Here is a 23,983-nt window from a genome sequence, read left to right as displayed (position 1 = left end):
AGCAAGAAGCCGGCGGGGTCAGGGCTGTCGCATCAACTCGACGGGTACCGGCGCTAGTTGGGCACGCAGTGTGATCAGGTCACGAGCGTGGGCATCAAGCCGCAGATCCTCGTCGGTGTCGAGGGGCAACGGGGCGACCGCACGCGAGTGGCCATCCGAATCGAGTGTGACGAAGATGCTCATGCACTGCGTGGTGAGCTTGAGGTCCTCCGGCGTGCGCGGGCTGCCGGATCGCACCCGGATGCTGATGTGCATGCTGCTCGGCCCGGTGTGGATCAGCCGTGCATCCACTTCGACGATGTGGCCGATGTGGATCGGCCGGTAGAAGTGGATGCCGCCGGAGTAGACGGCGACAGCCGACTCCGAGCTCCAGCTCGCCGCACAGGCGAATGCGGCCTCGTCGATCCAGCGCATCACCGTGCCACCGTGGGCGTTCCCGCCCCAGTTCGCGGCGGACGGAGCGGCCAGGAAGCGGAAGACCGTACGCGGAGTGGTGCCGACCCCGGTGTATTCCTGGGATCGCATAGTGTTCTGGATGGTGCGGCGCAAGGCGAGCCGGGCCTTGGCGTTCTCCTCGAGTTCACGATCGGCTGCTGAGGTCGCGACCCATTCCGGCACCGGAATGGGCTTCCCGTCTTCGTCGATCGCCACGAAGACGAGGATGCAATGCGTGGCCGGGGTGAACGTACGTTCGCGCACGTTCGCGGTGTCGACGGCGACGAGCACGTGCATGCTCGTGCGCCCGGTGTGGATCACACGTGCGCGGACCTCCACGAGGCTGCCAGGTGGGATCGGGCGGGTGAAGTGCACGTTGCCGACATGGGCCGTCACCGTGTCCGACGCGCTCCAACCGACCGCGCAGGCGTATGCGGCCTTGTCGATCCACTCGAGCACACTGCCTGCCGCGACAGTGATGCCGTCGGCGGCGGTGTCCTGCGGCACGGCCATGAACCGCAGGGTGATCCGGTCCCTGGAATCAGTGGCGGAGGCCGAGGCATCCTCGGTGTGTTCAGGGCTGCGAATCACGGGCACTCCAGGGGCTCGGCGTCGGGCTTTCAGCCAGAATCCCACAACCGCCGAGGAAGCGGAACCCGAGTGTTCGGATACTGACCGTCTGCCGGTGCGGCGAGCCGTGACCGGGTATCAGCCGCGTGTGACCAGGTGTGCCCTGAGCGCCTCGACGACGAGGTCGTGATCGAGCTGCTGGGCGAGACCGGAGACCCCGACGACGCCCATGAGCGCCCCGCGCACCCGCAGCGGAAAGGCGCCGCCGTGCGCGGCGTGCGTTCGCGGGTCAAGCCGGGAGGAGGTGTCGAAGTCGCGGCCCGCCGCGCGGAAACGGGTGCCGACGGCGAGCGAGGAGCTCGCAAACCGTCGCACGACCCGGAACTTGTTCTCGAGCCAGCCGTCGTTGTCCGCGCATGCTCCCGGCAGGGACGCGTGGAAGACCCGCTGGTCCCCGAACATGATCGCGATCGCGATCGGATGGTCCCGTTCGAGTCCGAGTTCCACGAGCAGGGAACCCACCGCCCAGGCGTCCGCGAAACCGAAGGAATCGAACTGGATGCTGCGCTCCTGCTCGAGGAGGAAGTCCAGCAGGCGTTCCTCCGCGGACTGTGTTGGTGCATCGGTCATCTCGAACCTTCCCAGGAAGTGCGGCAGGCGCCGCCCCGGACAGTCTTTCACTTCGGGTCTCCGTACGGGATGGTTCCTGAGCGTGGCGCGGCACGGAGTCGTCCTCCGCGTTTGACCCTGCCGGTCAGCAGGCAGAGACTGAAGGGGTGAATCGAAAAGAGGAAGACCGCGCGGTCGAGCAGATCATTGTGCGACTGGAAAAGAAGTTTCCCAACGAACCGCCGACGAGTATTGAGAAGACCGTGCACGAGCAGCAGCTCGCTCTCGCCCGGAACCCGCTGCGGGACTACATCCCCGTGCTGATCGAGCACGCGGTCAAGGACCGGTTGCGCCGGGCCGCACTGCACCTGCCCGCCGCGGCCTGAACCACCCTCAGGCGAGCAGGGGCGCGAGTTCCCGTGCGCCCATCCTGAGCAGGGCGAGGAATTCCGCAGGGTCGCCGATCCGTGCAGCAGGGGCCGACAGGCAGAGCCCAGCGACGAGCGTTCCCTCCCGGTTCCGGATCGGGATCGCGAGACAGCCGTTCCCCGGCGCCCACGGGCTCGGGAAGTACGCGTAGCCGTCGGTCCGGACCGTCGCGAGCTGCCCGGCCAGGTCCGGGTCCTCGCCGAGTACCCACGACTCGGCCCCCCGACGTTCTGCGAGCAGCAGCCGGCCCATCGCGCTCGTCTCGAGCGCCCGCGCGCTCCTGACGGACACGCTCGGCGGGTAGTCGGGGTCCGGATCGATCACCCGGACCCCGTCGCTGTCGTAACGCACGAGGTGGATGCCGCCACGGATGCGGGAGCGCAGCCGGTCGACGACCTCGCGCACAGCCTCCGGTGGCTGGGCGGGCGCGACCAGGCGGGCGAGTTCGACGACCTTGCGGCCGAGGGCGAACCCGCGCAGGTCCGGCATCCGCACGAGGTACTCGTCCTGGACCAGCAGGTTGAGCAGCCGGTACGCTGTCGCCTTCGGCAGCCCGAGGCTGTCCGAGATCTCCCGCGCCGTGACCCCCGACCCGCAGCGGGCCACCTCCTCGAGCACCGTCAGGGCGCTCTGGATGGCCTTCGGCTGGCGGGCACCGAGGTGCGCGGCGCCCGTCACGGGCCGGCCCGGCCCGATTCCCGCGCCGCGGCATCCGCCGGGCCCGGCCCGCCGAGGACGTCGCCGGTCACGGGCACGTCATAGACCCCGATGGTGTCCCGAAGCCAGGGGCGCCTCCGCAATCGCAGGCCGCACCAGGCGAGGCCGAGCGCCATCACGCCGAGGAAGACCCAGACCCCGAGCGCCCTGGCCGAGCCGCTCTCGACGGCGAGGTAGGTGACGAGCACGGCGCCCAGCAGCACGGCGGCGAGCACCGCGAACAACACCGACCAGAAGGTGGCCTCGCCGATCCGCCGGAGGAACACGGGCGCGGCGACGCAGACGAGCAGGTACGCGGTCATGTAGCCGCCAGCGGCCCCGACGATGAGCACCTCCATGGTCTGCCAGATGCTGCCGGACAGCGCGATCGTCGTGAGCAGCACCGCCGTGATCACCGTCATCGCGACGAGTGCAGCGCCGAACGGCGTGCGATAGCGCGGGTGGGTGCGCCCGAACCTGCTCGGCAGCAGGCCCTCCCGGCCCATCGAGAAGAGCACCCGCACGAGCGCGGTCGTCGACGCGATCGCACAGGCCAGGAACGAGGTCGCGATGCTGACGTCGAGGAGCAGGCCGACCGCGTCGATCCCGTATGCGGCGGCGAGATCGTTGACCGGGGACGCGCTCGCCGCGATCGTGCCACCGAGGGCGGAGAACCCGACGAGCTGGCTGAACGAGGCGAGCAGGTAGAGCATCCCCGACCCGAGCACGGTGAACACGATCGCCCGCGGGATGCTCGCGTACGGGCGTTTCGCCTCGACACCGAGTGTTGAGGCGCTCTCAAAGCCGACGAAGGCCGTGAGGGCGAGGGCGGACCCGACCGCGAAGTTGGCGGGGTCGATTCCGCCCGGCGCGAGCTGCGACCAGTCGAGCACCGGCCAGAGCCGCACGAGCAGCGCGACAACGAGCACGACGATGATGAGCACCGAGACCGCCTCGACGAGCAGGGTGATCCTGGTCGAGAGACGGATGCCGCGGGCCAGCACGAGCAGGCACAGTGCCGCCATGACGACGATCAGCAGGCCCGCGACGAGGACGGATCCGGTGAGCGCCGGCCAGAACCTGCCGACCACGATCGTGAGGTAGTACCCGGCGCCGCCGAGCGCGAACATCGAAATGAATCCGTAGCCGACGAGCAGGCCGACGCCGGCGACGAACGCCGCCATCGTGCCGAGCCCGCGGGAGACGAAGGTGTAGATCGACCCGGCAGCGGCGATGCGCCGGGTGAACTGGTTGATCGTCGTCGCGACGAGGAACGCGAGCAGCATCGCGGTCGCGAGCGACCACACCGTCGCGCCGCCGGCGACGACGGCGACGAGGAGTGGGATCGTGGTCGCGGCGGCGGATGGGGCGACGGCGGACACGGACTGCGCGAGCACGTCGAGGAATCCCACGCTGCGCCGGTCGAGGCCATCGACGGGCGAGCGGGTTCCGATGCCGTCGACCGGCTGCGGATCGTTGATGGCCCTGGCCAGTGCGGTCATCGGTCCGGCCTCGTTCTTTCTCGTTCACAAGCTCACGGTCGGGGGCGGCGGTGCGGAGCCTCAGGCTAACCATCCGGCGTTGCGGCCGCGCTTCGGGAGTGTTTCGGTCGCGTGACCGCCGAGTGGGACAACGGGCGGCCCGTGTCTCATTCGGGCCGCCCGGACGTTTACCCCGGCGAGACCGGTCGGCAACAGGGGTCCGACAGGCTGGCCGCAGACCTTCCGCACCGCCTCCCCGACTTTCCCTGACGAACCCGCTCGAGCTGGAGATGACATGACCCTCACGAAAGATCCAACGGCATCCGTTGGCACACTGCCCGCCGAACGTTCCCTGACCGGTTCCCTCGGCGTCACGTCGATCGTGCTGATGGTCGTGGCCGCCGCAGCGCCGCTCACCGTCATCGGCGGCTCGGCTCCGCTCGGCATCCTGCTCGGCAACGGGGTCGGATTCCCCTCGATGTTCGCCATCGCGGCGATCGTCCTGCTCTTCTTCTCCGTCGGCCTCGCCGCGATGACCAAGCACGTGCCGAAGCCCGGCGCGTTCTTCACCTTCGTGAACTACGGGCTCGGCAAGCCGGCCGGCCTCGCGACGGCCTTCCTCGCGCTTCTCACATACACGACCATCCAGGTCTCGGTATACGGGTACGTCGGCTACATCCTGAGCGTCACGCTCACGGGCCTCGGCGCACCTGACCTGCCCTGGTACCTCTACTCGCTCGCGGCCGTCGCCCTCGTCGGGTTCCTCGGCTACCGGCACATCGACCTGAGCTCGAAGGTGCTCGGTGTGCTCCTGCTCGGCGAGGTCGGCGTCGTGCTCGCGCTCGTCGTCGCGGTGGTCGTCAACGGCGGCCCGGAGGGCCTCTCGATGGCGCCCTTCGAACCGAACAACGTGCTCACCGGCTCCCCGGCGATCGGCCTGATGTTCGCGATCGCCGCCTTCATCGGCTTCGAGTCCACCGCGATCTTCCGTGACGAGGCGAAGGACCCCGGCCGCACCATCCCGCGGGCCACCTACGTCGCCGTGATCGGCATCGGCGTCTTCTACACGCTCGCGTCCTGGGCGCTCGTGATGGCATGGGGACCGAGCGGCGTCGTCGCCCAGGCCGCGGAGAACCCGGGCGCGATGATCCTGATCACGACCCTCGCCTACCTCGGACCGATCGGGCAGGTCGTGATGAACGTGCTGCTCATCACGAGCATGTTCGCGTGCGTGCTGTCCTTCCACAACGTGATCACCCGCTACCAACACTCGATGTCCAACGCCCGGGTCCTTCCCGACTTCCTCGGCCGGGTGCACACGAAGCACTCCGCACCCCACCTGTCCTCGATCGTGCAGACCGCGACAGCCGCGATCCTGACGATCCTGTTCGCCGCGCTCGGCCTCGACCCGGTGCTCCAGGTCTTCACCTGGTTCTCCGGCGTCGCGACCCTCGCGATCGCCGTCCTGATGGCCGTCACGAGCGTCGCGGTCGTCGTCTACTTCGCCCGCACCAGGAAGGACAGGCGGCTCTGGAACACGGTGATCGCCCCGGTGCTCGGCCTCCTCGGACTGCTCGGCGCCGCGGTGCTCATCGCCACGAACTTCCCCTTCCTCGTCGGTGACGTCGACGCGGACGGAGCCCCCGTGTTCGGCGTCGTGAGCGCGGTCCTGCTCGGCCTCGTCGTGCTCTTCCCGCTCGGCGGACTCGTGCAGGCGCTCATCCTCAAGCGCACCAACCGGGTCGCATACGACCAGATCACGGATGCCATCGGCGGGTGACCCGCTGACCCCGCCCGCAGCATCCGCTCACCTCTCACCACCCTTCGACTGGAGAACCATGACCATCACCGATCTCGACACCCCGCACGGCCACCACGAACACGGCCACCACGAACACGGCGGCCACGATCACGACCACGGCCAGCACGACGCCGGGACCATGCCGAGCCACCCGGTCGGCAGCCTCACCGCCGCAGAGTTCGAGACCGTGCGCGACGTCGTCACGGCGGGCGCCGACTGGAACGCGACCACCCGCTTCGCCTATGTCGGGCTGTGGGAACCGCACAAGCGTGAGGTCCTCGCCTGGCAGGACGGCACCGGGCCGCTTCCCGACCGGCAGGCCCGGGTGATGCTTCTCGACATGGAGACCGGCCGGTCGACGGATAACATCGTCTCCATCCCCGGTCGCGCGGTGCTCACGACGAGCGTGCTCGACGGGTCGGCCGGCCAGCTGCCCGTGCTGCTCGCCGAGTTCGACGCGATCGCCGGGATCGTCGCCGAGGACCCGCGCTGGGTCGCCGCACTCGCCGCGCGGGGCACCACGATCGACGAGGTCGTTGTCGTGCCGCTCTCTGCCGGGCACTACGACTACCCGGAAGAGGTCGGCCGCCGGATCGTCCGGGTGCTCGCGTTCCGCCAGGACTACCCGGAGGACCACCCCTGGGCGCACCCGGTCGACGGGCTCTCCGCCTACGTCGACACCGCCTCCCGCACCATCACGCGCCTCATCGACGTCGGCACCCTCGACATCCCGGCGGAGAGCGGCAACTTCGACGACCCGGCCGTGCAGGGCGCCCCGCTCACGACCCTCAAGCCGATCGTGATCTCCCAGCCGGAAGGACCGAGCTTCACGGTCGACGGCGAGTGGGTGAGCTGGGCGAACTGGAAGTTCCAGGTCGGCTTCGATACCCGCGAGGGCCTCGTGCTGCGCCAGCTCTCCTTCACGGACGCGGGGGAGGAGCGCCCGGTCATCTACCGGGCCTCGATCAACGAGATGCTCGTGCCATACGGGGACCCGTCCCCGGTGCGGTTCTGGCAGAACTATTTCGATACCGGAGAGTACCTCTTCGGCCGGTTCACCAACTCCCTCGCGCTCGGCTGCGACTGCGTCGGCGAGATCAAGTACTTCGACGCCGTCCTCGCCGACGAACTCGGCAACCCGTTCACAATCAAGAACGGCATCTGCATGCACGAGGAGGACGTCGGAACGCTCTGGAAGCACGGCGACATGTTCACCGGCTCCAACGAGGTGCGCCGGCAGCGGCGACTCGTGATCAGTTTCTTCACCACCGTCGGCAACTACGACTACGGGTTCTACTGGTACCTGTCCCTCGACGGCACCATCGAGTGCGAGGCCAAGCTCACCGGCATCCTCTTCACATCGGCATACCCGGGGATCGGGGAGCCTATCGGAGAGACCGCGATCGAGGGAGACTACGCGTATGCCAGCGAGGTCGCTCCCGGGCTCGGCGCCCCGTACCACCAGCACCTCTTCAGCGCGCGGCTCGACATGATGGTCGACGGGCTGTCCAACGCCGTCGACGAGATCGACGGCGTGCGCTTGCCGATGGGGCCGGGCAACCCGCACGGCAACGCCTTCACCAAGAAGACGACCCGGCTCACGAGTGAGGCGGGCTCCGGGCGGGTCGCCGACGCATCCGTCGCCAGGGCCTGGCACATCGTCAACACCGAGAAGACCAACCGGCTCGGGCGCCCGACCGGCTATGTTCTGCAGCCGGAGCAGTCTCCGACGCTGATGGCCGACCCGGGGTCTTCGATCGCGAAGCGCGCCGAGTTCGCAACGAAGCACCTCTTCGTGACCCAGTACGACCCGGCGGAGCAGTTCGCGGCCGGTGACTTCGTGCACCAGAACCCGGGCGGGGACGGCATCACGAAGTACATCGCGGGCGACAGGTCGATCGACGGCGAGGACATCGTGCTCTGGCACACCTTCGGGCCGACGCACTTCCCCCGGATCGAGGACTGGCCGGTGATGCCGGTCGACTACGCGAAGTTCACGCTCAAGCCATACGGCTTCTTCGGTGCGAACCCCGCGATGAACGTGCCGGCAAACGAACCGGTGTCGCACTGCTCGCACGGCCACGACGGCGCGGCGCACGAGCACACGCACCACTAGGACGAGAGGAGAGCGCTGGTGACCTGGGCACTGCACGGAATCATGATCGGCGGCGCGTCGCTCAACCTCTGCTGCGTGCTCGGCAGCCGGCGCTCCCGGTCGGGCCTCGCGGTCGTCTCCACCCTCGTGATGCTCGCCGCGATGACGGATTCCGCCTTCGGTGTCTTCGGCCTCGGGCCCTTGCCGTGGGCGGCGATCCTGATCGCCTGGGGACTGACCTGTTCGGCGCTGCTCCGCCGCCGTACCGCCACGGGCGCGCCTCAGAATGCGACACCTCACGGAGGTGCGGGGCAGACGATGCTGCTGCACCACCCGCTCGGCCTCGTGGTCACGGCCGGCCAGCTGATGGCTCACACGGTGATGTCCCCGGGCGGCGCCGCCGCGGCGGGGCACACCCACTCGGATTCGCTCCTGCTGCCCCTGGTCTGCGTGGCAGGCGGGGCGTTCGTGGTGTGGTCCCTCGTGCTGCTCGTGACCGAGAGCCGCACCCGGCTCGAACGCGGCAACCTCCTCGGGATGTCGGCCATGACGGCGGCGATGGCCGTGATGCCCTTCGCCTGAGCCGCTACGCAGGACTCCCGGTGGGAATCAGGCGGGCTCCCACGGCAGGCGCTGTTCGAAGGGGACCGGCGCGAGTGGGATCATCACGACCGGCCGGTGCTGGCGATGCGCGAGGCGCACCGCGATCGAACCGCTGAAGAAGGCCTGAAGTCCCGCTCGGACGCTCGACTCCCGGGTACCCACGACGATCATGGCGGCGCCGAGGGTGTCGGCGAGTGTGCCGATCGCGAGGGCGGGGTCCCCGGCGAGTGCCCGGGTGCTCCACGCGACCGGGCGGCCTTCGAGCGCAGCCGTGAGCCGTGTGGCGAGCCGGGGAGGAAGAGCCTCGTCGGCGAGGTCCACGACATCGGGATCGAAGGAGAGCGAGGTCACGCTGCCGTCCGGGTGTTCCTCGATCACGTAGCGTCCGGTGTCGACCCACGCGCAGACGAGCTCCGCACCGAAGTGCTCCGCGAAGACGGCGGCCTGCTGCACGACGGCATCCGGCTGGCCGGTGTCGACCCCGACGACGATCCTCGCGGTCTGCCGGCGATCATTTGGCTGTGCGGTGGTCACGGGGCCTCCTTCGACCCCACCCTAGCCCTGTCGGGCAGCACAGGCACCTCACAGGTCTTCCTTTCCGCACTCATAACGCGGCCAGTGCTCCGGCATAGGCTCTGGGCGGAGAGTGGCCACCATGACCCGATCAGCAGCTCTCGCCCTCGACGTCGTCGTGCCCGTGTACAACGAACAGCAGACCCTCGCGCGCAGCATCCGTGTGCTGCACGCGTACCTGACCGACCAGTTCGAGGAACCCTGGCGCATCACCATTGCGAACAACGCCAGCACCGACAACACCGCCGCGATCGCCGACTCGCTCACGGCCGAACTGCCGGGCGTCCACGCCGTGCACCTCGTCGAGAAGGGCAGGGGCCGGGCGCTCAAGCGGGTCTGGCTGGCCTCGCCCGCCGCAGTCGTCGCATACGTCGACGTGGACCTCTCCACCGACCTCCGCGCGCTCCCGCCGCTCGTCGCCCCGCTGCTCTCCGGCCACTCCGATGTCGCCATCGGCAGCCGGCTGTCGCGCGGGTCCCGCGTCACCCGCGGCGGCAAGCGCGAGTTCATCTCCCGAAGCTACAACGCCCTCGTCCGCACGACGATGGGCGTCGAATTCAGCGACGCCCAGTGCGGCTTCAAGGCGATGCGCCGCGACGTCGCCCAGCGGGTGCTCCCCCTCGTGGAGGACAACGGCTGGTTCTTCGACACCGAGATGCTCATCATCGCCGAGCGCGCCGGGCTCCGGATCCACGAGGTGCCCGTCGACTGGATCGACGACCCCGACAGCCGGGTCGACGTCGTCGGTACCGCCGCCGACGACCTCAAGGGCCTGGTCCGGGTGGCGCACTCGCTCGTCACCGGCAGGATCCCCGTCGACGAGATCTACGCCGAGCTCGGCCGACCGCCGTTCGAGCCGCCGACCCCGCCGACCTTCCTCGGCCAGGTGCTTCGGTTCGGCGTGATCGGCGTGCTGTCGACCATCGCGTTCGCGCTGCTCTACCTCGTGCTCCAGTACGTGATGCCGGCCCAGCTGGCCAATTTCCTGTCCCTGCTCATCACCGCGATCGCGAACACCTGGGCCAACCGACGCCTCACCTTCGGCGTGCGCGGGCGGCGAGGCGCGGTCAAGCACCAGGCGCAGGGCCTCGTGATCTTCGGCCTGGCCTGGCTCGTGACGAGCGGATCCCTCCTCGTGCTGCACCTTGTCCGCGCGGATGCCGGGCCCCAGGCCGAGATCATCGTGCTCACGGCGGCCAATCTCCTCGCGACCGTGATGCGGTTCGTGCTGCTGCGGCTCTGGGTCTTCCGGAGCCAGCGGACGCCGGCCCCGACCAGGACGGAACCACGCACCTCCCGCGACGAAGTGACCTCCCGCGACGAGCCCTCCCGGAGGGACGCTCCCGCCCGACAGGAAGTGACCAGTTCATGACGACCCAGGTTTCCCCGCGCCCCGCCGTCTCTCCGCTCGACGCCCGCTTCGGCGCCCGCTTCGTGGCCAGCCTCACGGCCCTGCCGCGCACCCTCGTGCGGGGCAGGGCCGGCTCCGCGCGCTGGGAACGGCCGGCCCTGCTGGGTCTCCTGCTCGTGACGGCGGTGCTCTACATCTGGGACCTCGGCGCGAGCGGCTGGGCCAACTCGTTCTACTCCGCCGCTGTGCAGGCCGGCTCGGTCGACTGGACCGCGTTCTTCTACGGGTCCTCCGACGCCGCCAACGCGATCACCGTCGACAAGCCGCCGGCGAGCCTGTGGCTGATGGCCCTCTCGGTGCGCCTGTTCGGACTCAGTTCGTGGAGCATCCTCGTGCCGGAGGCCCTGATGGGCGTCGCATCGGTCGCCGTGCTCTTCGCCACCGTGCGCCGCCGCTTCTCGGCAGGCACCGCCCTGCTTGCCGGCGCCGTGCTCGCCGTGACCCCCGTCGCCGCGCTGATGTTCCGGTTCAACAATCCGGATGCCCTGCTCGTTCTCCTCCTCAGCCTCGCCACCTACTTCACCCTGCGCGGCATCGAGACCGGTGCCCTGAAATGGGTGCTCTGGGCGGGAGCGATGGTGGGCTTCGGATTCCTGACCAAGCAGCTGCAGGCATTCCTGATCCTGCCTCCGCTCGCGGGCGTCTACCTGTACGCGGCGCCGCACCGGTTCCGCACCCGCCTCTGGCACTCGTTCGCGGCCCTCGGCGCCGTGATCGTCTCGGCAGGCTGGTGGGTCGCCATCGTCGAACTCGTCCCGGCGAACTGGCGTCCGTACATCGGTGGCTCGCAGACGAACAGCTTCCTCGAGCTGACGTTCGGGTACAACGGATTCGGCCGGCTCACCGGGAGCGAGACCGGGAGCGTCACGGGAGGCGCCGGCGGCACGGGTGCGGTGACGGGCGGCATGTGGGGTGAGACCGGGATCTTCCGGCTCTTCCTCGGCGAATTCGGCGGCCAGATCACCTGGCTGTTGCCCGCCGCGCTGGTGTTGTGCGTCGCGGCGCTCGTCGTGCTCCGCCGCGCCCCGCGGATCTCGCTCCGCCGGGCCACCCTTCTCCTCTTCGCCGGGTACCTGATCCTGACCGCGCTGGCCTTCAGCTTCATGGCCGGGATCTTCCACGCCTATTACACGGTCGCCCTCGCGCCCGCGCTCGCCGGAACTTTCGCGATCGGCGCGAGCCTCGTCTGGATGAAACGCACGGCGCTCTGGGCCCGGATCACGGCGGCCGTCGCGATGCTCGCGACGAGCGCCTGGGCGTGGGTGCTGCTCGACCGCGCCACCGACTGGCTGCCGTGGCTGAAGTTCGTCGTCGCCGCGCTCGGCCTGGTCGCCGCCGGACTGCTGATGGCGCCGCCGCGGGCGGCCTGGCTCAGGAGGCTTCCGGGGAAGTGGTGGGGCAGGGCTACGGTCGCGATCGCCCTCACCGGCGCACTGCTGGCACCCGTTGCCTACACGCTCGAGACCGTGTCGACGGCCCACACCGGGTCGATCGTCACGGCCGGCCCGACCGTTTCCGGCGGCATGGGCGGGATGGGCGGCGGTGGAATGCCCGGCGGACGGGCCGGGTTCCCCGGCGGCAACGCCGGCGGATTCGCCGGGGGCGGCACTCCGCCGGCCGGCCCGACTGGCGGGAACGGCACCGTCCCGAACGGCACCGTCCCGAACGGCACCGTCCCGAACGGCACCGTCCCGAACGGCACGACAGGGACGCTGCCGACCGGAGGGCGCCCCGGCGGTGCCGGAGGATTCATGGGATCAGCGAGTGTCAGTGCAAGCCTCGCCGCGCTGCTCTCTGTGGATTCCGGCAGCTACACCTGGATCGCCGCGGCGATCGGGTCGGACTCGGCCGCCGGCTACCAGCTCGCGACCCAACTGCCGGTGATGGCGATCGGCGGCTTCAACGGGAGCGACCCCGCCCCCACCCTCGCCGAGTTCCAGGCCGATGTGGCAGCAGGGAAGATCCACTACTTCATCAGTGGAACGACCGGCCAGGCCAACGGCGGATCGAGTGCCTCGAGCGAGATCGCCGCCTGGGTCGCGGAGAACTTCACCGCCCAGACCGTCGACAGCGTCACGCTCTACGACCTGTCTGCGGGTGCAACGGCGGCGAGCTCGTAGCGGGCGGACGGGCGAACGCCCGCAGCTACGGAAGGGACCGGGCCGCTGCAGTGGGTCCCGTCAGCGTCACGGCTCCACTCCAGGGATGATCTGCTGCATCCGTGGCTGAGTCGTATTCATGGCGACAGGGTCGCAGGGACCACCGACATTCGGTCGGAGAACACGATCGCTGCGGATGCCGGAGCGGAGCGTCGGGCGCGCGCCGCGGCATCCGCTGCAGGTCAGCCGAGGAGGAGCTTGGCGAGCTGGTCGACGGAGTAGACGGTCGCGGTCGCTGCGGCGGCCTCTGCGGGAGAGCCGTAGCCCCACTCGACAAGGATCGTCGGCACGCCGTGGGCTGCGGCGCCCTCCGCGTCGTAGCTGCGGTCGCCGACCATGACGGGGGTGCTGAGGCTCGTGCCGACGGCGGCGAGGCGGTTCAGGGCCTCTTCGACGATGTCGGCCTTGGCGCTGCGGGTCTCCGCGTCACTCGCCCCGACGATGACCGTGAAGAACCGGGCCAGGTCGAAGTGCTCGAGGATCGTGATCGCGGCGTGCTCCGGCTTGCTCGTGGCGAGGGCGAGGGGGATTCCGGCCTCGTGCACGCGCTGGAGCAGGCCGGCGACGCCCGGGTAGACGGCGGTGTCGAGCATGGCTTCGCCGTGATAGTCGGCGCGGTAGACCGCGACGGCCTCAGTGGCCTCCTCTGCCGTCATGCCGGCGTACTCACGGAAGGCGGCGAAGAGGGGCGGGCCGACATAGGCGAGCAACTCGGCGTCGGTCGGAACCGGTCGGCCGAGAAGGGCGAAGGTCCGGGCGAGGGAGTTGGTGATGGCCGGGGCGGAATCGGTGATGGTTCCGTCGAGGTCAAAAAGTATTGCACTCCAGGTGCGAGTCAAAGTCGAATTCACTCGCTAATCCTAGAGGCCAGAGGCCCGATTTCCCACGAAATGGGTAATTTTCTACTTTATGCCGGAATCCGATGGGCTGCTACTCCTGCCTTAATGAGAGCGCTCCCTCGAAAGAAAACGCCCGTCAGGGCCCTCCCGGGCAGGTCAGAACAGGCGGGATTGCGTGTCGTCGAGGCCGCGCATCGCGTCGTAGTCGAGCACGAGGCAGCGGATGCCGCGATCCTCTGCGAGCATCCGGGCCTGCGGCTTGATGACCTGTGCGGCGAAAACCCCGGCCACCGGGGCCAGGTGCGGGTCGCGGTTCATCAGCTCGAGGTACCTGGTGAGCTGCTCGACCCCGTCGATGTCGCCGCGGCGCTTGAGCTCGACCGCGACCGAGTGGCCGGCGGCGTCCCTGGCGAGGATGTCGACAGGGCCGATCGCCGTCATGTACTCGCGGCGGACGAGGGTGTGGCCGTCCCCGAGAAGATGGATGTGCTCGGCCAGCAGCTTCTGCAGGTGCGCCTCGACGCCGTCCTTGATCAGGCCGGGGTCGATGCCGAGTTCGTGGGCGGAGTCGTGCAGGACCTCGTGGATGCTGACGATGAGCTGGTCTGCGGTCTTCGCGTGGGTGACGGTCCAGACCTGGGTGATGCCGGCATCCGTCTGTTCGTCATCGGGGACCTGCTCGACGAGGGAGCACGGCGGGCTCATCCAGTTGAGCGGCTTGTACGAGCCGCCGTCCGAGTGCACGAGCACGCTGCCGTCCGACTTGAGCAGGAGGAGGCGGGTGGCGAGCGGCAGGTGTGCGTTCAGCCTTCCGGCATAGTCGACGGAGCAGTTGGCAATTACGAGGCGCACGCATCGAGCTTAACCGGTCTGAAGCAACCGCTCGACAGGGAGGGGTCAGCGCCGGTGGCGCTCGCGGGCGGCCGGAGCGGCGAGGCCGGCGAGGGCCATCAGGGCGACGATGAGGTACAGGGCGTTCAGGATGCCCCAGTTCTGGCCGAGAAGGCCGAGAACGGGCGGCCCGACGAGGAAGGCGAAGTAGCCGATCATGGCGACGGCGCTGACCCGGGCCGCGGAATTCCTCGTGTCGTCCGCGGCGGCCGACATGCCAACAGGGAAGCCGAGTGAGGCTCCGACGCCCCACAGCACGGTGCCCGCGTAGAGTGCAAAGTCGTTCGGCGCGAGGATGAACAGGAGCAGCCCGAGCACCCCGATGACGGCGCAGGCCCGCAGCACGGGAACACGGCCGAACCGGTCGATCACCGGCCCGCCGATCACCCGGCCGACGGTCATCGCTGCGACGAACACGCCGAAGACGATCGCGCCGGCGGTATTGCTGAAACCGTGGCCGTCGACGGAAGCGAGCGCGATCCAGTCGTTCGCCGAGCCCTCCGCGAACGTCATCCCGAGCACGATCGCACCGATCAACAGGACGCCCGGGTCTGCCCACACCGACAGGCTCGCTCGCAGCCGGCTGCGCCAGGTGCTGGCCGGCTCGCCAGGCGCACTCGTCTCGGCGGTGTTCTCGAGCTCAGGAATGGACCGAACGGCCACGACCGCGATCAGGAACACGAGCACCGCAATCGCCGTCAGGTGCCAGAACACCGAGACGGAGAGTGCGGATGCCGCGGCACCGAGCAGCGCCCCGACGACGGTTCCGAGGCTGAAGCAGGCGTGCATCAGCGGCATCAACGTCTTGCGAATCGCCCGTTCGGCCGCAGCGCCCTCGACGTTCATCATCACGTCGAGCGAACCCATCCCGAGGCCGACGGCGGCAAGGCCCGCGAAGACGACCGGGGCGGATCCGAGCAGGGTCGCGCCGGCACCGACCACGACCAGGCCGATCGAGGACGTCGCGACGCTGATCGTCATGGCCCGGGGCGCGCCGAAACGGGCGAGGAGCCGCACCGCGACGACCAGGCCGAGCACAGAGCCTGCCGAGAGGCCGAAGATGAGCACGCCGACGAGTGCGGTGTCGAGCCGCAGGCTGTCGCGAACCGCGGGGATGCGTGGGACCCAGCTGGCGAGGCCGAGTCCGCTGATGAAGAAGACCGCGAAGACGGCGTTGCGCCAGGCGAGGGTGCCGGGGCCGTTCGGTGATCCGGGGCTCGGAGCGGACGCATCCGTCGGTTCGGAGGGCGCGGTCATGGTCGTTTCCTTAACAGGCTCGGTCGGGGGGTATCCCGTCAACGCTATCCGATCTCCGGCGACGTACGATGGGGCTGGAGTCGAGCGCAGCGGGGCGCGAGGGGGGAATCGTGGCAGGACGCACCACCTCACCGGGGCAGACGGTGACCTCGCGCGTGCTCAGCATCCTGGCCGTCTTCGAGTCCAGCCCCTCCGCGCGGACCCTCTCCGAGATCTGCACCGAGAGCGGCCTTCCCCAGAGCACCGTGCACCGCCTGCTCGGCGAGCTGGAGGAATGGGGCGCCGTGCAGCGGGATGCCCGCGGCCGGTACCAGATCGGCCTCCGGCTCTGGGAACTCGGCCAGCATGCCGGACGGCAGCTGCGCGACGTCGTGCGCCCGTACCTGCAGGACCTGTTCGGCCTCACGCAGGAGACCGCCCACTTCGCCATCCGCGACGGCGCGGACGTGCTCTACATCGACCGGGTCTACGGGAGCAGGAGAGTCCCGCAGGCCTCCCGGGTGGGCGGGCGGCTGCCGATGCACGCGACCGCTGTCGGCCGGGCGATCCTCGCCTTCGAGGCGGGCTGGGTGCGTGACGCCGTGCTCGGCGCGGCGCTCGTGCAGCGCACCCCGTTCACCAAGGCCGACCCGGAGCAGCTCCGCAGGGAACTCGACAAGGTACGCGGCCAGGGCTTCGCCGTCGCCTCAGAGGAGGTGCGGCTCGGATCGTGCTCGCTCGCCGTCCCGGTGTTCCAGGCCGACGGAAGTATCTTCGGCGGACTCGGGATCGTGCTGCCCACCTCGCGGGCGCACCAGCTCGAACGCAACCTGCCCATCCTGCTCGGCACGGCCGAGCGCATCCAGGCGGGGATCGCGCACCTGCCGAAGGCTGCCCTGCAACCGGCGGCGCGTGCCCGCAAACCGCAGCAGTCCTGAACCGGCCTGAACGGGCGCCTCCCCAACTCCACTTCCGCCCAGTGGGACAAGCCCGGCGCTTCCCAGCTCCGGGAGCATTAGATGGAGCCAGATCCCCGCAGAAGTGGACAGTCCCCGCAGAAGTGGACAGAAGGAGCACTCGTGAACGCTCAGCCCGTGACGGCACAGCCCGCCACCACGCACCCGGCCGCAGCCCAGCCGGCCCCCGGCCAGCCCGCAGCAGCCCAGCCCGCAGCAGCCCAGCCCGCAGCAGCCCAGTGCCCGGTCGATCACCGCGCGCTCGCCGCGGCCGCCGGCGGCCACCACGGCTATTCCCCGTTCGACATGAACGACCCGTTCCCGGCATACGCCGAGCTGCGCAACGAGCAGCCCGTCATGTTCGACGAGCGCATCGGCTACTACGTCGTCTCCCGCTACGCGGACGTCAAGGCCGTCTTCGACAACTGGGTTACCTTCAGCAGCGAGAACGCCCAGGCCCCCGTGCGGCCGCGCGGAGCCGCCGCGACGAAGATCATGAACGATGGCGGCTTCACCGCATACTCCGGCCTCTCGGCCCGCGTTCCCCCAGAGCACACCCGGATGCGCACGATCGTGCAGCAGGAGTTCAGCCCACGCCGGTACAAGGCCCTCGAGCCCACCATCCGCGAGAACACCGCGCGGCTCCTCACCCAGATGCTCGCGCATCCGGATGCCCGGGGCGATTTCCTGAAGGACGTCGCCGTCGACATCCCCACGATCACGATCCTCGGCCTGCTCGGCGTCGGGCCGGAAATGGTCCCGACCTACAAGAAATGGTCGGACTCGCGGGCCGCGATGACCTGGGGTGACCTGAGCGACGAGGAGCAGATCCCGCACGCGCACAACCTCGTCGACTACTGGACCGAATGCCGGCGCCTGGTCTCCGCCGCCCACGAGGCCATCGACGCCGGAACTGCCGGAACCGACCTCGTCACCGACCTCGTGCGCGCCCAGCTGGCCGGCGGAGAGATCTCCGACCACGAGATCGCGTCGGTCTGCTACAGCCTGCTCTTCGCCGGCCACGAGACCACGACGACGCTCATCTCCAACACGATCCGGATGCTGCTCAGCAACCCCGGCGAGTGGCAGAAGCTCGTCGAGGACCCCAAGCGGATTCCCGGGGCGATCGACGAGACGTTGCGCTACAGCCCCTCGATCGTCGGCTGGCGGCGCAAGGCCCTCGTCGACACCGAGATCGCCGGCACCCCGATCCCGAAGGGCGCGAACATCCTGCTGCTGATGGGATCTGCCAACCGGGACCCGAGCGTCTTCGAGGAGCCCGAGGTCTTCGACATCGAACGGGCCAACGCCCGCACCCACCTCTCCTTCGGCTTCGGCATCCACTACTGCCTCGGCAACATGCTCGCCAAGCTGCAGGACAAGATCGTCGTCGAAGAGACCATCCGGGCCGTCCCCGGCCTGAGGATCGTCGATTCCGAAGCGATCGTCTTCGGAGAAAACCTGTCGTTCAGGGCGCCGACGTCGGTTCCCGTCACCTGGGAGGCCAACGCCTGATGGAAACCGCAACCCCCGCTGTCACCGCAACACCGGCATCCCACGCCGCCTACATCCAGTTCTTCGACGGCGGGCTTCCGCCGCTGCACGAGCAGCTCGGCGGCAAGTGCGCGTCCCTCGTCGCACTCACCGCGGCCGGGATGCCGGTTCCCCCCGGCTTCGCCATCACGACGGCAGCATACGACGCCTTCATCCGCGAGGCCGGCATCGAGAAGGACATCCACGAGATGCTCGCGAACCTCGATCCCGACGACGTGACCGCCGTCGACCGGGTCTCGGCCCAGCTGCGCCTCGAGATCACCTCGCGGCCGGTGCCCGCCGAGTTGCACGCCACGACCATCGAGGCATACGAGGCACTGCAGTCGCGCTTCGAGTCCCCTGTCCCTGTCGCCGTGCGGTCCTCGGCGACGGCAGAGGACCTGCCGGATGCGAGCTTCGCAGGCCAGCAGGACACCTACCTCTGGCTCCTCGGCGTCAAAGACGTCACCGAGCACATCCGCGCGTGCTGGGCCTCGCTCTACACCTCCCGCGCCATCATCTACCGGCTGAAGAACAAGATCCCCAACGAAGGCCTCTCGATGGCCGTCGCGGTGCAGAAGATGGTGAACGCCCGGGTCGCCGGCGTCGCGATCACCATGGACCCGACCAATGGCGACCGCTCCAAGATCGTGATGGAGGCCTCGTACGGGCTCGGCGAGCTCGTCGTCTCCGGGCAGGTGACGCCGGACAACATCACCGTCGACAAGGTCATGCTCATGGTCGTGAAGCACTCGATCGGCGACAAGCACGCCGAACTCGTGCCCGACCCCGCGAGCAAGTCCCTCGTCGAACGCGAGGTCCCTGCCGACCGCCGCGGGCGCCTCTGCATCAGCGACACGGAGATCACCGCGATCGCCGCGATCGCCAAGCGCGCCGAGAAGCACTTCAAGTGCCCCCAGGACATCGAATGGGCCCTCGACCGCGACCTGCCGGACGGGGAGAACCTCTTGTTGCTGCAGTCCCGACCCGAGACGGTGTTCTCCTCGACGGCGTCGGGTTCGATTCCGACGCAGTCCGCCGGGTTCGGCATCGAGAGCATCACCCGCTCGCTGATGACGCAGGCCGGCAAGGCCTGATCTCCCGCGCATCCGCTGCGCCTCATCTTCCCCGCTCGTCCCCTCCACCCGCGTTTACCCACACAGAACGGTTGAACCATGACAGAGAAGTCATTCCCCAGCCCGTACGACCAGAAGCCCGCGGCCGCCGCAGAGGGCTGGAAGGACCTCTACGCCTACAACCTGGTCTTCCAGGAGAACCGGCGTGAGGTCGAAGAGGCCAAGTTCTGGTTCTGCGACAGCCAGCACTGGCCGACGGTGACCAAGCCCTTCGAGACCATCGGCTTCGAGTTCGCCGTCTCCTGCCTCGGCCAGTACAACTCCCGCCACCTGCTGATCCCGCCGGCCAACGGCATCGAGTTCCGCATCCACAACGGCTACGTGTTCATGTCGCCCGTCGGTGTTCCCGAGACCGAGATCGCCGCCCGCGTTCCCGAGTTCATGGCCCGCGCCGGCCACTACTTCCAGAACTGGGACGGCCTGCTCGAAAAATGGCAGGGCAAGATCCGCGGCACGATCGACGAGCTCAACGCCCTGTCCTTCGAGGCGCTGCCGAACGCGGTCCCGCTCGAGGACGTCACGAGCGGCAAGGGTCTCGGCCCGAACGACGAGCTCCTCGGCAACTTCGACAAGCTCGTGTCCCTCACCTACCGGGCCTGGCAGTACCACTTCGAGTTCCTCAACCTCGGCTACGTGGCCTACCTCGACTTCTTCAGCTTCTGCAAGGAGGTCTTCCCCGGCATCCCGGACCAGGCCGTCGCGAAGATGGTGCAGGGCGTCGACATGGAGCTCTTCCGACCGGATGACGAGCTCAAGAAGCTCGCCAAGCTCGCCGTCGAACTCGGCGTCGACGGTCACTTCGGCAACACCGAGAACCCGGAGGAAACCCTCGCCGCGATCGGCGCGGCCGCGGGCGGAGCGGAGTGGCTCGCGGCCTGGACCGAGGCACAGGATCCCTGGTTCAACTTCACCGTCGGCAACGGCTTCTACGCCCACGACAAGTACTGGATGGACCACCTCGAGCTGCCGCTCGGCTACATCGCCGACTACATCGTTCGCGTGCAGAACGGTGTCGGCATCGACCGTCCCGTCGCAGAGCTCGTCGCCGAGCGCGACCGCATCACCGAGGAATACTCCGAACTGCTCAGCCCAGAACAGCTCGCCGCGTTCCAGGGCAAGCTCGGTCTCGCGCGGCAGGTCTACCCCTACGTGGAGAACCACAACTTCTACATCGAGCACTGGACCATGGGCGTTTTCTGGCGGAAGGCCCGCCAGCTCTCGAAGATGCTCTCCGAGGCCGGGTTCTGGCCGGAGGCGAACGGAATGTTCTACCTCCGCCGCGACGAGGTGCGCGAGACGCTCTTCGACTACGTCACCGGCTGGGCCGTCGGCGCCCCCGCGATCGGCCCGGACTACTGGCCGGCCGAGGTCGCCCGGCGCAAGGTCATCGTCGACGCGCTCTCCGAGGAGCGCCCGCAGCCGGCGCTCAACACGCCGCCCGTTGTGATCACCGAGCCCTTCACCCTGATGCTCTGGGGCATCACGAGCGACCAGATCAAGAACTGGCTCGGCGACTCCGACGCGCCGGAGGGCGAGTTCCGCGGAATGGCCGCCTCGAGCGGCGTCGCGGAGGGTCCGGCCCGGGTCATCAGCAGTTCCGACCAGCTCTCCGAGGTGCAGGAGGGCGACATCCTGGTCGCTCCCGTCACGGCGCCGTCGTGGGGCCCGATCTTCGGGAAGATCCGCGCGACCGTCACCGACATCGGCGGCATGATGAGCCACGCGGCCATCGTCTGCCGTGAGTACGGGATGCCGGCGGTCACCGGAACCGGAACCGCTTCCGCCCAGATCAGGACGGGACAGTGGCTGCGGGTCGACGGCAACAACGGGACCGTGACGATCGTCGAAGATCACGGCGCCGAGCAGGACGTTGCCGGCCTGGCCCACGAGCACGACCTCGCCCTGGCCCCTGCCGCGGCCGCCCAGCTCGACGCCGTCCTCGCCGAGAGCAGCCATGCCTGAGCGCGGCGCGGCCGGGGTCTCGCAGAGGACGGTGCTGATCACCGGCGCCGCCGGCGGCCTGGGCCGTGCCTTCGCCCTGGGCTTCGCGGCCCAGGGCGACCGGGTGGTCGTCGCCGACGTCAACCTCGAGGGCGCGCGGGAGACCGTCGCTCTCGTGGAAGAGGCCGGCGGAACCGCCCTCGCCCGCCCGGTCGACGTCACCGACCTCGCCTCGGTCACCCGGCTGGCCGCGGATGCCGCCGGCTGGGTCCCCGAGGCCCGGCCCGGCGCATCCGCCCCCGGTACGGTGCCCCCGGCCCAGGCCGGCGTGATCGACGTCGTCATCAACAACGCCGCGATCTACGCGACCGTGACCCGTGCCCCCTTCACCGACCTCGACCCCGACGAGTGGGACCGGGTGATGGCCGTCAACCTCAAGGGGCCGTGGCTCGTCACCCGGGCCTGCACGCCCTACCTGCCGGACGGCGGAAAGGTGATCAACCTCTCCTCCGCCACGGTGATGAGCGGATCGGCCCAGTGGGCCCACTACGTGGCCTCGAAGGGCGGCGTCATCGCGCTGACCCGGGTGCTCGCCAAGGAACTCGGTGACCGCAACGTGACCGTCAACGCGATCGCTCCCGGCTTCACCCTGACCGAGGCCAGCTACGGGCTCATCGCGGGCGCCGAGAGCTACGGCGTCGACCGCGGCTCGCTCAAGCGGGCCTGCGAACCGGAGGACATCGTCGGGGCGGCCCTGTTCCTCGCCGCACCCGGCAGCGACTACATCACCGGCCAGACCCTCGTGGTCGACGGCGGCCGGCAGTTCCTCTGACCCACCCGCAACCCAGAGAACCGAACCAGGAGACCGAGAAATGCCAACCGTGAGCTACGTCGCCTTCGACGGCACAGAGACCATCGTCACCGGATTCGCGGGCGATTCCGTGATGGAGACCGCGGTGCGCAACGGCGTTCCCGGGATCGTCGCCGAGTGCGGCGGCAGCCTGTCCTGCGCCACCTGCCACGTCTTCCTGTGCGCAGAGAGCGCGGGGCTGTTCCCGCCGAAGCTCGACCTCGAGGACGACATGCTCGACGGAACGGCCGTCGACCGGGAGGACAATTCCCGGCTCTCCTGCCAGCTGAAACTGACCGACGACGTGTCCGTGCACGTGCAGACCCCCGAAACGCAGGTGTGACCGGCATGGGCGACACGACCGCAGCACCCCGGCTGGGCACCCTCATCATCGGCAACTGCCAGGCCGGGGTGCAACTCGCCTCGACACTGCGCGAACTCGGCGACACCGACCCGATCACCCTCGTCGGCGAGGAGCCGCACGCCCCGTACCAGCGGCCGCCGCTCTCCAAGGCGTTCCTCAAGGGCGAGGCGACCGCTGACTCCCTGGCCTTCCGCACCCACGATTTCTACCGCGAGCATTCCATCGACCTCGTGCCGCGGGAGCGGATCTTCCGCATCGTCCGGAACGCGGACGGCGGCGTCGCGACGGCGGAGTCCGGGCGCACCTTCGCATTCGCCCGGCTCGCTCTCACCACCGGAGCCGCACCGCGCACGATCCCGTTCGAGGGCTCCGAGCTCGAGGGCGTCAGCTACCTGCGGACCGCGACGGAGGCGACCGTGCTCGAGCAGCAACTGCGTGAGGCGCGGAACGTCGTGGTCGTCGGCGGCGGCTTCATCGGCCTCGAGGTCGCAGCGGGGGCCAGGGCCGCCGGTAAGAACGTCACTGTGCTCGAGGCGGCTCCCCGCCTCGTCGGGAGGGCGGTCTCCGAGCAGACCAGCGAGTTCTACCTGCAGGCGCACCGGCGCCGCGGCATCCGCGTGGTGCTGAACGCGCAGGTCGTGCGGTTCGTCGGCGAGCACGACCGGGTCACCGGCGTCGAGCTCGGTCCGCGTGACGGCGACGGCTCAGGCGAGATCGTGGCGGCGGATGTCGTGCTGATCGGCGTCGGGGTCGTCCCGCGCACCGAGCTCGCCGTGCAGCTGGGCCTCGAGGTCGACAACGGGATCGTGGTGGACGCAAGGGCCCTCGCCTCCGACGGACTCACCGTGGCCGCCGGGGACTGCGCGAACATGCCGAACCCGTCGATCGGGGACTTCGGTGTCGGCCGCATCCGCCTCGAAAGCGTGCAGAACGCGGTCGAGCAGGCCAAGGTGGCCGCGGCCACCCTGCTCGGACTCCCGGCAGAGCACCGCACGGTGCCGTGGTTCTGGTCGGACCAGGCCGACCTCAAACTGCAGATCGCCGGGCTGAGCGGCGGGCACGACCGGGTCGTTCTGCGCGGCGAGCCGGACTCCGAGAAGTTCTCGGTGCTCTACTACCGGGGTGGCCGGCTCATCGCCGCTGACTGCATCAACAGCCCGCTCGACTTCATGGCCGTGAAGAACGCCCTCCACAAGGGCCTCTCTGTGCCGGCGGATGTTGCGACCGACACCACCGTTCCGCTCAAGAAACTCTTCGCGGCCGTCGAGACGGCGGATGCCGGGCGTGCGGTGCCTGCGCCGGCCGCCGTTGATCTCGCTCCTCCTGCAGTCCCCGTTCCCGCCGGCAGTCCGGCCGCTTAGCCCCAGCCTCCGCG

General features: G+C 69.3%; 21 protein-coding genes. 13 read left to right on the top strand and 8 right to left on the bottom strand.

Annotation, left to right across the window (positions count from 1 at the left end; translation table 11 throughout):
• Positions 1–18: 18 nt before the first annotated feature.
• Positions 19–1,026: an acyl-CoA thioesterase gene (locus E3O50_RS09110; RefSeq protein ID WP_241975485.1), complete on the bottom strand. Its 1,008-nt coding sequence runs from the start codon at positions 1,024–1,026 to the stop codon at positions 19–21.
• A gap of 117 nt (positions 1,027–1,143) precedes the next feature.
• On the bottom strand, positions 1,144–1,635 hold the full coding sequence (locus tag E3O50_RS09105; RefSeq protein WP_134449238.1) for a heme-degrading domain-containing protein: 492 nt from the start codon (positions 1,633–1,635) through the stop codon (positions 1,144–1,146).
• 146 nt (positions 1,636–1,781) lie between these two features.
• On the opposite strand from E3O50_RS09105, the gene E3O50_RS09100 reads away from it, so the two are divergent.
• Positions 1,782–2,000, top strand: coding sequence for a hypothetical protein (locus E3O50_RS09100; RefSeq protein WP_134449237.1), 219 nt, complete (start codon positions 1,782–1,784; stop codon positions 1,998–2,000).
• 7 nt (positions 2,001–2,007) lie between these two features.
• Here the strand turns inward: E3O50_RS09100 and E3O50_RS09095 are convergent, their stop codons facing one another.
• Complete coding sequence (locus E3O50_RS09095) at positions 2,008–2,721, bottom strand: helix-turn-helix domain-containing protein (protein WP_134449236.1); 714 nt, start codon at positions 2,719–2,721, stop codon at positions 2,008–2,010.
• Positions 2,718–4,241 carry an APC family permease gene (locus tag E3O50_RS09090; RefSeq protein WP_134560490.1) on the bottom strand — a complete coding sequence of 508 codons (1,524 nt, stop codon included), beginning with the start codon at positions 4,239–4,241 and terminating at the stop codon, positions 2,718–2,720. Before E3O50_RS09090 ends, E3O50_RS09095 begins: the two co-directional genes overlap by 4 nt.
• 274 nt (positions 4,242–4,515) lie before the next feature.
• Between E3O50_RS09090 and E3O50_RS09085 the strand changes: the two genes are divergently transcribed.
• Genes E3O50_RS09085 through E3O50_RS09075 form a run of 3 tightly spaced genes read left to right on the top strand, consistent with a single transcriptional unit; the run spans position 4,516 to position 8,698 of the window.
• Positions 4,516–6,000: an APC family permease gene (locus E3O50_RS09085; protein WP_134449234.1), complete on the top strand. Its 1,485-nt coding sequence runs from the start codon at positions 4,516–4,518 to the stop codon at positions 5,998–6,000.
• Positions 6,001–6,058: 58 nt separating this feature from the next.
• On the top strand, positions 6,059–8,137 hold the full coding sequence (locus E3O50_RS09080) for a primary-amine oxidase (RefSeq protein ID WP_241975486.1): 2,079 nt from the start codon (positions 6,059–6,061) through the stop codon (positions 8,135–8,137).
• An 18-nt stretch (positions 8,138–8,155) separates the two neighbouring features.
• Entirely contained in the window at positions 8,156–8,698 is a 543-nt protein-coding gene (locus E3O50_RS09075; protein ID WP_134560492.1) for a hypothetical protein, read from the top strand.
• 27 nt (positions 8,699–8,725) lie between these two features.
• Here the strand turns inward: E3O50_RS09075 and E3O50_RS09070 are convergent, their stop codons facing one another.
• The gene (locus tag E3O50_RS09070) at positions 8,726–9,253 is read right to left on the bottom strand and encodes a universal stress protein (protein WP_134560494.1); all 528 of its coding nucleotides are present in this window, start codon (positions 9,251–9,253) and stop codon (positions 8,726–8,728) included.
• A 121-nt stretch (positions 9,254–9,374) separates the two neighbouring features.
• Here E3O50_RS09070 and E3O50_RS09065 point away from each other — a divergent pair, with 121 nt between their 5' ends.
• Positions 9,375–10,664 carry a bifunctional glycosyltransferase family 2/GtrA family protein gene (locus tag E3O50_RS09065; protein WP_134560496.1) on the top strand — a complete coding sequence of 430 codons (1,290 nt, stop codon included), beginning with the start codon at positions 9,375–9,377 and terminating at the stop codon, positions 10,662–10,664.
• Entirely contained in the window at positions 10,661–12,823 is a 2,163-nt protein-coding gene (locus E3O50_RS09060) for a glycosyltransferase family 39 protein (RefSeq protein ID WP_134560498.1), read from the top strand. Before E3O50_RS09065 ends, E3O50_RS09060 begins: the two co-directional genes overlap by 4 nt.
• A 221-nt stretch (positions 12,824–13,044) precedes the next feature.
• Here E3O50_RS09060 and E3O50_RS09055 read toward each other — a convergent pair whose 3' ends face one another.
• The 3 genes from E3O50_RS09055 to E3O50_RS09045 all read right to left on the bottom strand — a co-directional run bounded on the left by E3O50_RS09055 (position 13,045) and on the right by E3O50_RS09045 (position 15,849).
• Positions 13,045–13,713, bottom strand: a complete 669-nt coding sequence (locus E3O50_RS09055; RefSeq protein ID WP_241975487.1) for an HAD hydrolase-like protein — start codon at positions 13,711–13,713, stop codon at positions 13,045–13,047.
• Positions 13,714–13,857: 144 nt separating this feature from the next.
• A complete protein-coding gene (gene nucS / locus E3O50_RS09050) occupies positions 13,858–14,553 on the bottom strand; it encodes an endonuclease NucS (RefSeq protein ID WP_134449228.1) in 696 nt (231 codons plus the stop codon).
• A 45-nt stretch (positions 14,554–14,598) separates the two neighbouring features.
• On the bottom strand, positions 14,599–15,849 hold the full coding sequence (locus tag E3O50_RS09045) for an MFS transporter (protein ID WP_134560500.1): 1,251 nt from the start codon (positions 15,847–15,849) through the stop codon (positions 14,599–14,601).
• 110 nt (positions 15,850–15,959) lie between these two features.
• Between E3O50_RS09045 and E3O50_RS09040 the strand changes: the two genes are divergently transcribed.
• The 7 genes from E3O50_RS09040 (at position 15,960) to E3O50_RS09010 (ending at position 23,969) form a co-directional block, all read left to right on the top strand.
• A complete protein-coding gene (locus E3O50_RS09040; RefSeq protein ID WP_134560502.1) occupies positions 15,960–16,766 on the top strand; it encodes an IclR family transcriptional regulator in 807 nt (268 codons plus the stop codon).
• Between the two features lie 141 nt (positions 16,767–16,907).
• Positions 16,908–18,299 carry a cytochrome P450 gene (locus tag E3O50_RS09035; protein WP_241975488.1) on the top strand — a complete coding sequence of 464 codons (1,392 nt, stop codon included), beginning with the start codon at positions 16,908–16,910 and terminating at the stop codon, positions 18,297–18,299.
• Positions 18,299–19,414, top strand: coding sequence for a PEP/pyruvate-binding domain-containing protein (locus tag E3O50_RS09030; RefSeq protein ID WP_134449224.1), 1,116 nt, complete (start codon positions 18,299–18,301; stop codon positions 19,412–19,414). Before E3O50_RS09035 ends, E3O50_RS09030 begins: the two co-directional genes overlap by 1 nt.
• 78 nt (positions 19,415–19,492) lie before the next feature.
• Positions 19,493–21,415 carry a PEP-utilizing enzyme gene (locus E3O50_RS09025; RefSeq protein ID WP_134560506.1) on the top strand — a complete coding sequence of 641 codons (1,923 nt, stop codon included), beginning with the start codon at positions 19,493–19,495 and terminating at the stop codon, positions 21,413–21,415.
• On the top strand, positions 21,408–22,226 hold the full coding sequence (locus E3O50_RS09020) for an SDR family oxidoreductase (protein ID WP_134560508.1): 819 nt from the start codon (positions 21,408–21,410) through the stop codon (positions 22,224–22,226). Before E3O50_RS09025 ends, E3O50_RS09020 begins: the two co-directional genes overlap by 8 nt.
• 40 nt (positions 22,227–22,266) lie before the next feature.
• Positions 22,267–22,587, top strand: coding sequence for a 2Fe-2S iron-sulfur cluster-binding protein (locus tag E3O50_RS09015; RefSeq protein WP_134449221.1), 321 nt, complete (start codon positions 22,267–22,269; stop codon positions 22,585–22,587).
• 5 nt (positions 22,588–22,592) lie between these two features.
• Entirely contained in the window at positions 22,593–23,969 is a 1,377-nt protein-coding gene (locus tag E3O50_RS09010) for an FAD-dependent oxidoreductase (protein ID WP_134560510.1), read from the top strand.
• Positions 23,970–23,983: the final 14 nt, after the last annotated feature.

Origin of the sequence: Cryobacterium sp. MDB1-18-1, assembly GCF_004402735.1 — a bacterium.
Classification (GTDB): domain Bacteria; phylum Actinomycetota; class Actinomycetes; order Actinomycetales; family Microbacteriaceae; genus Cryobacterium; species Cryobacterium glucosi.
Note: the sequence above shows the minus strand (reverse complement) of the source record. Positions and strands in the feature narration are given on the sequence as shown.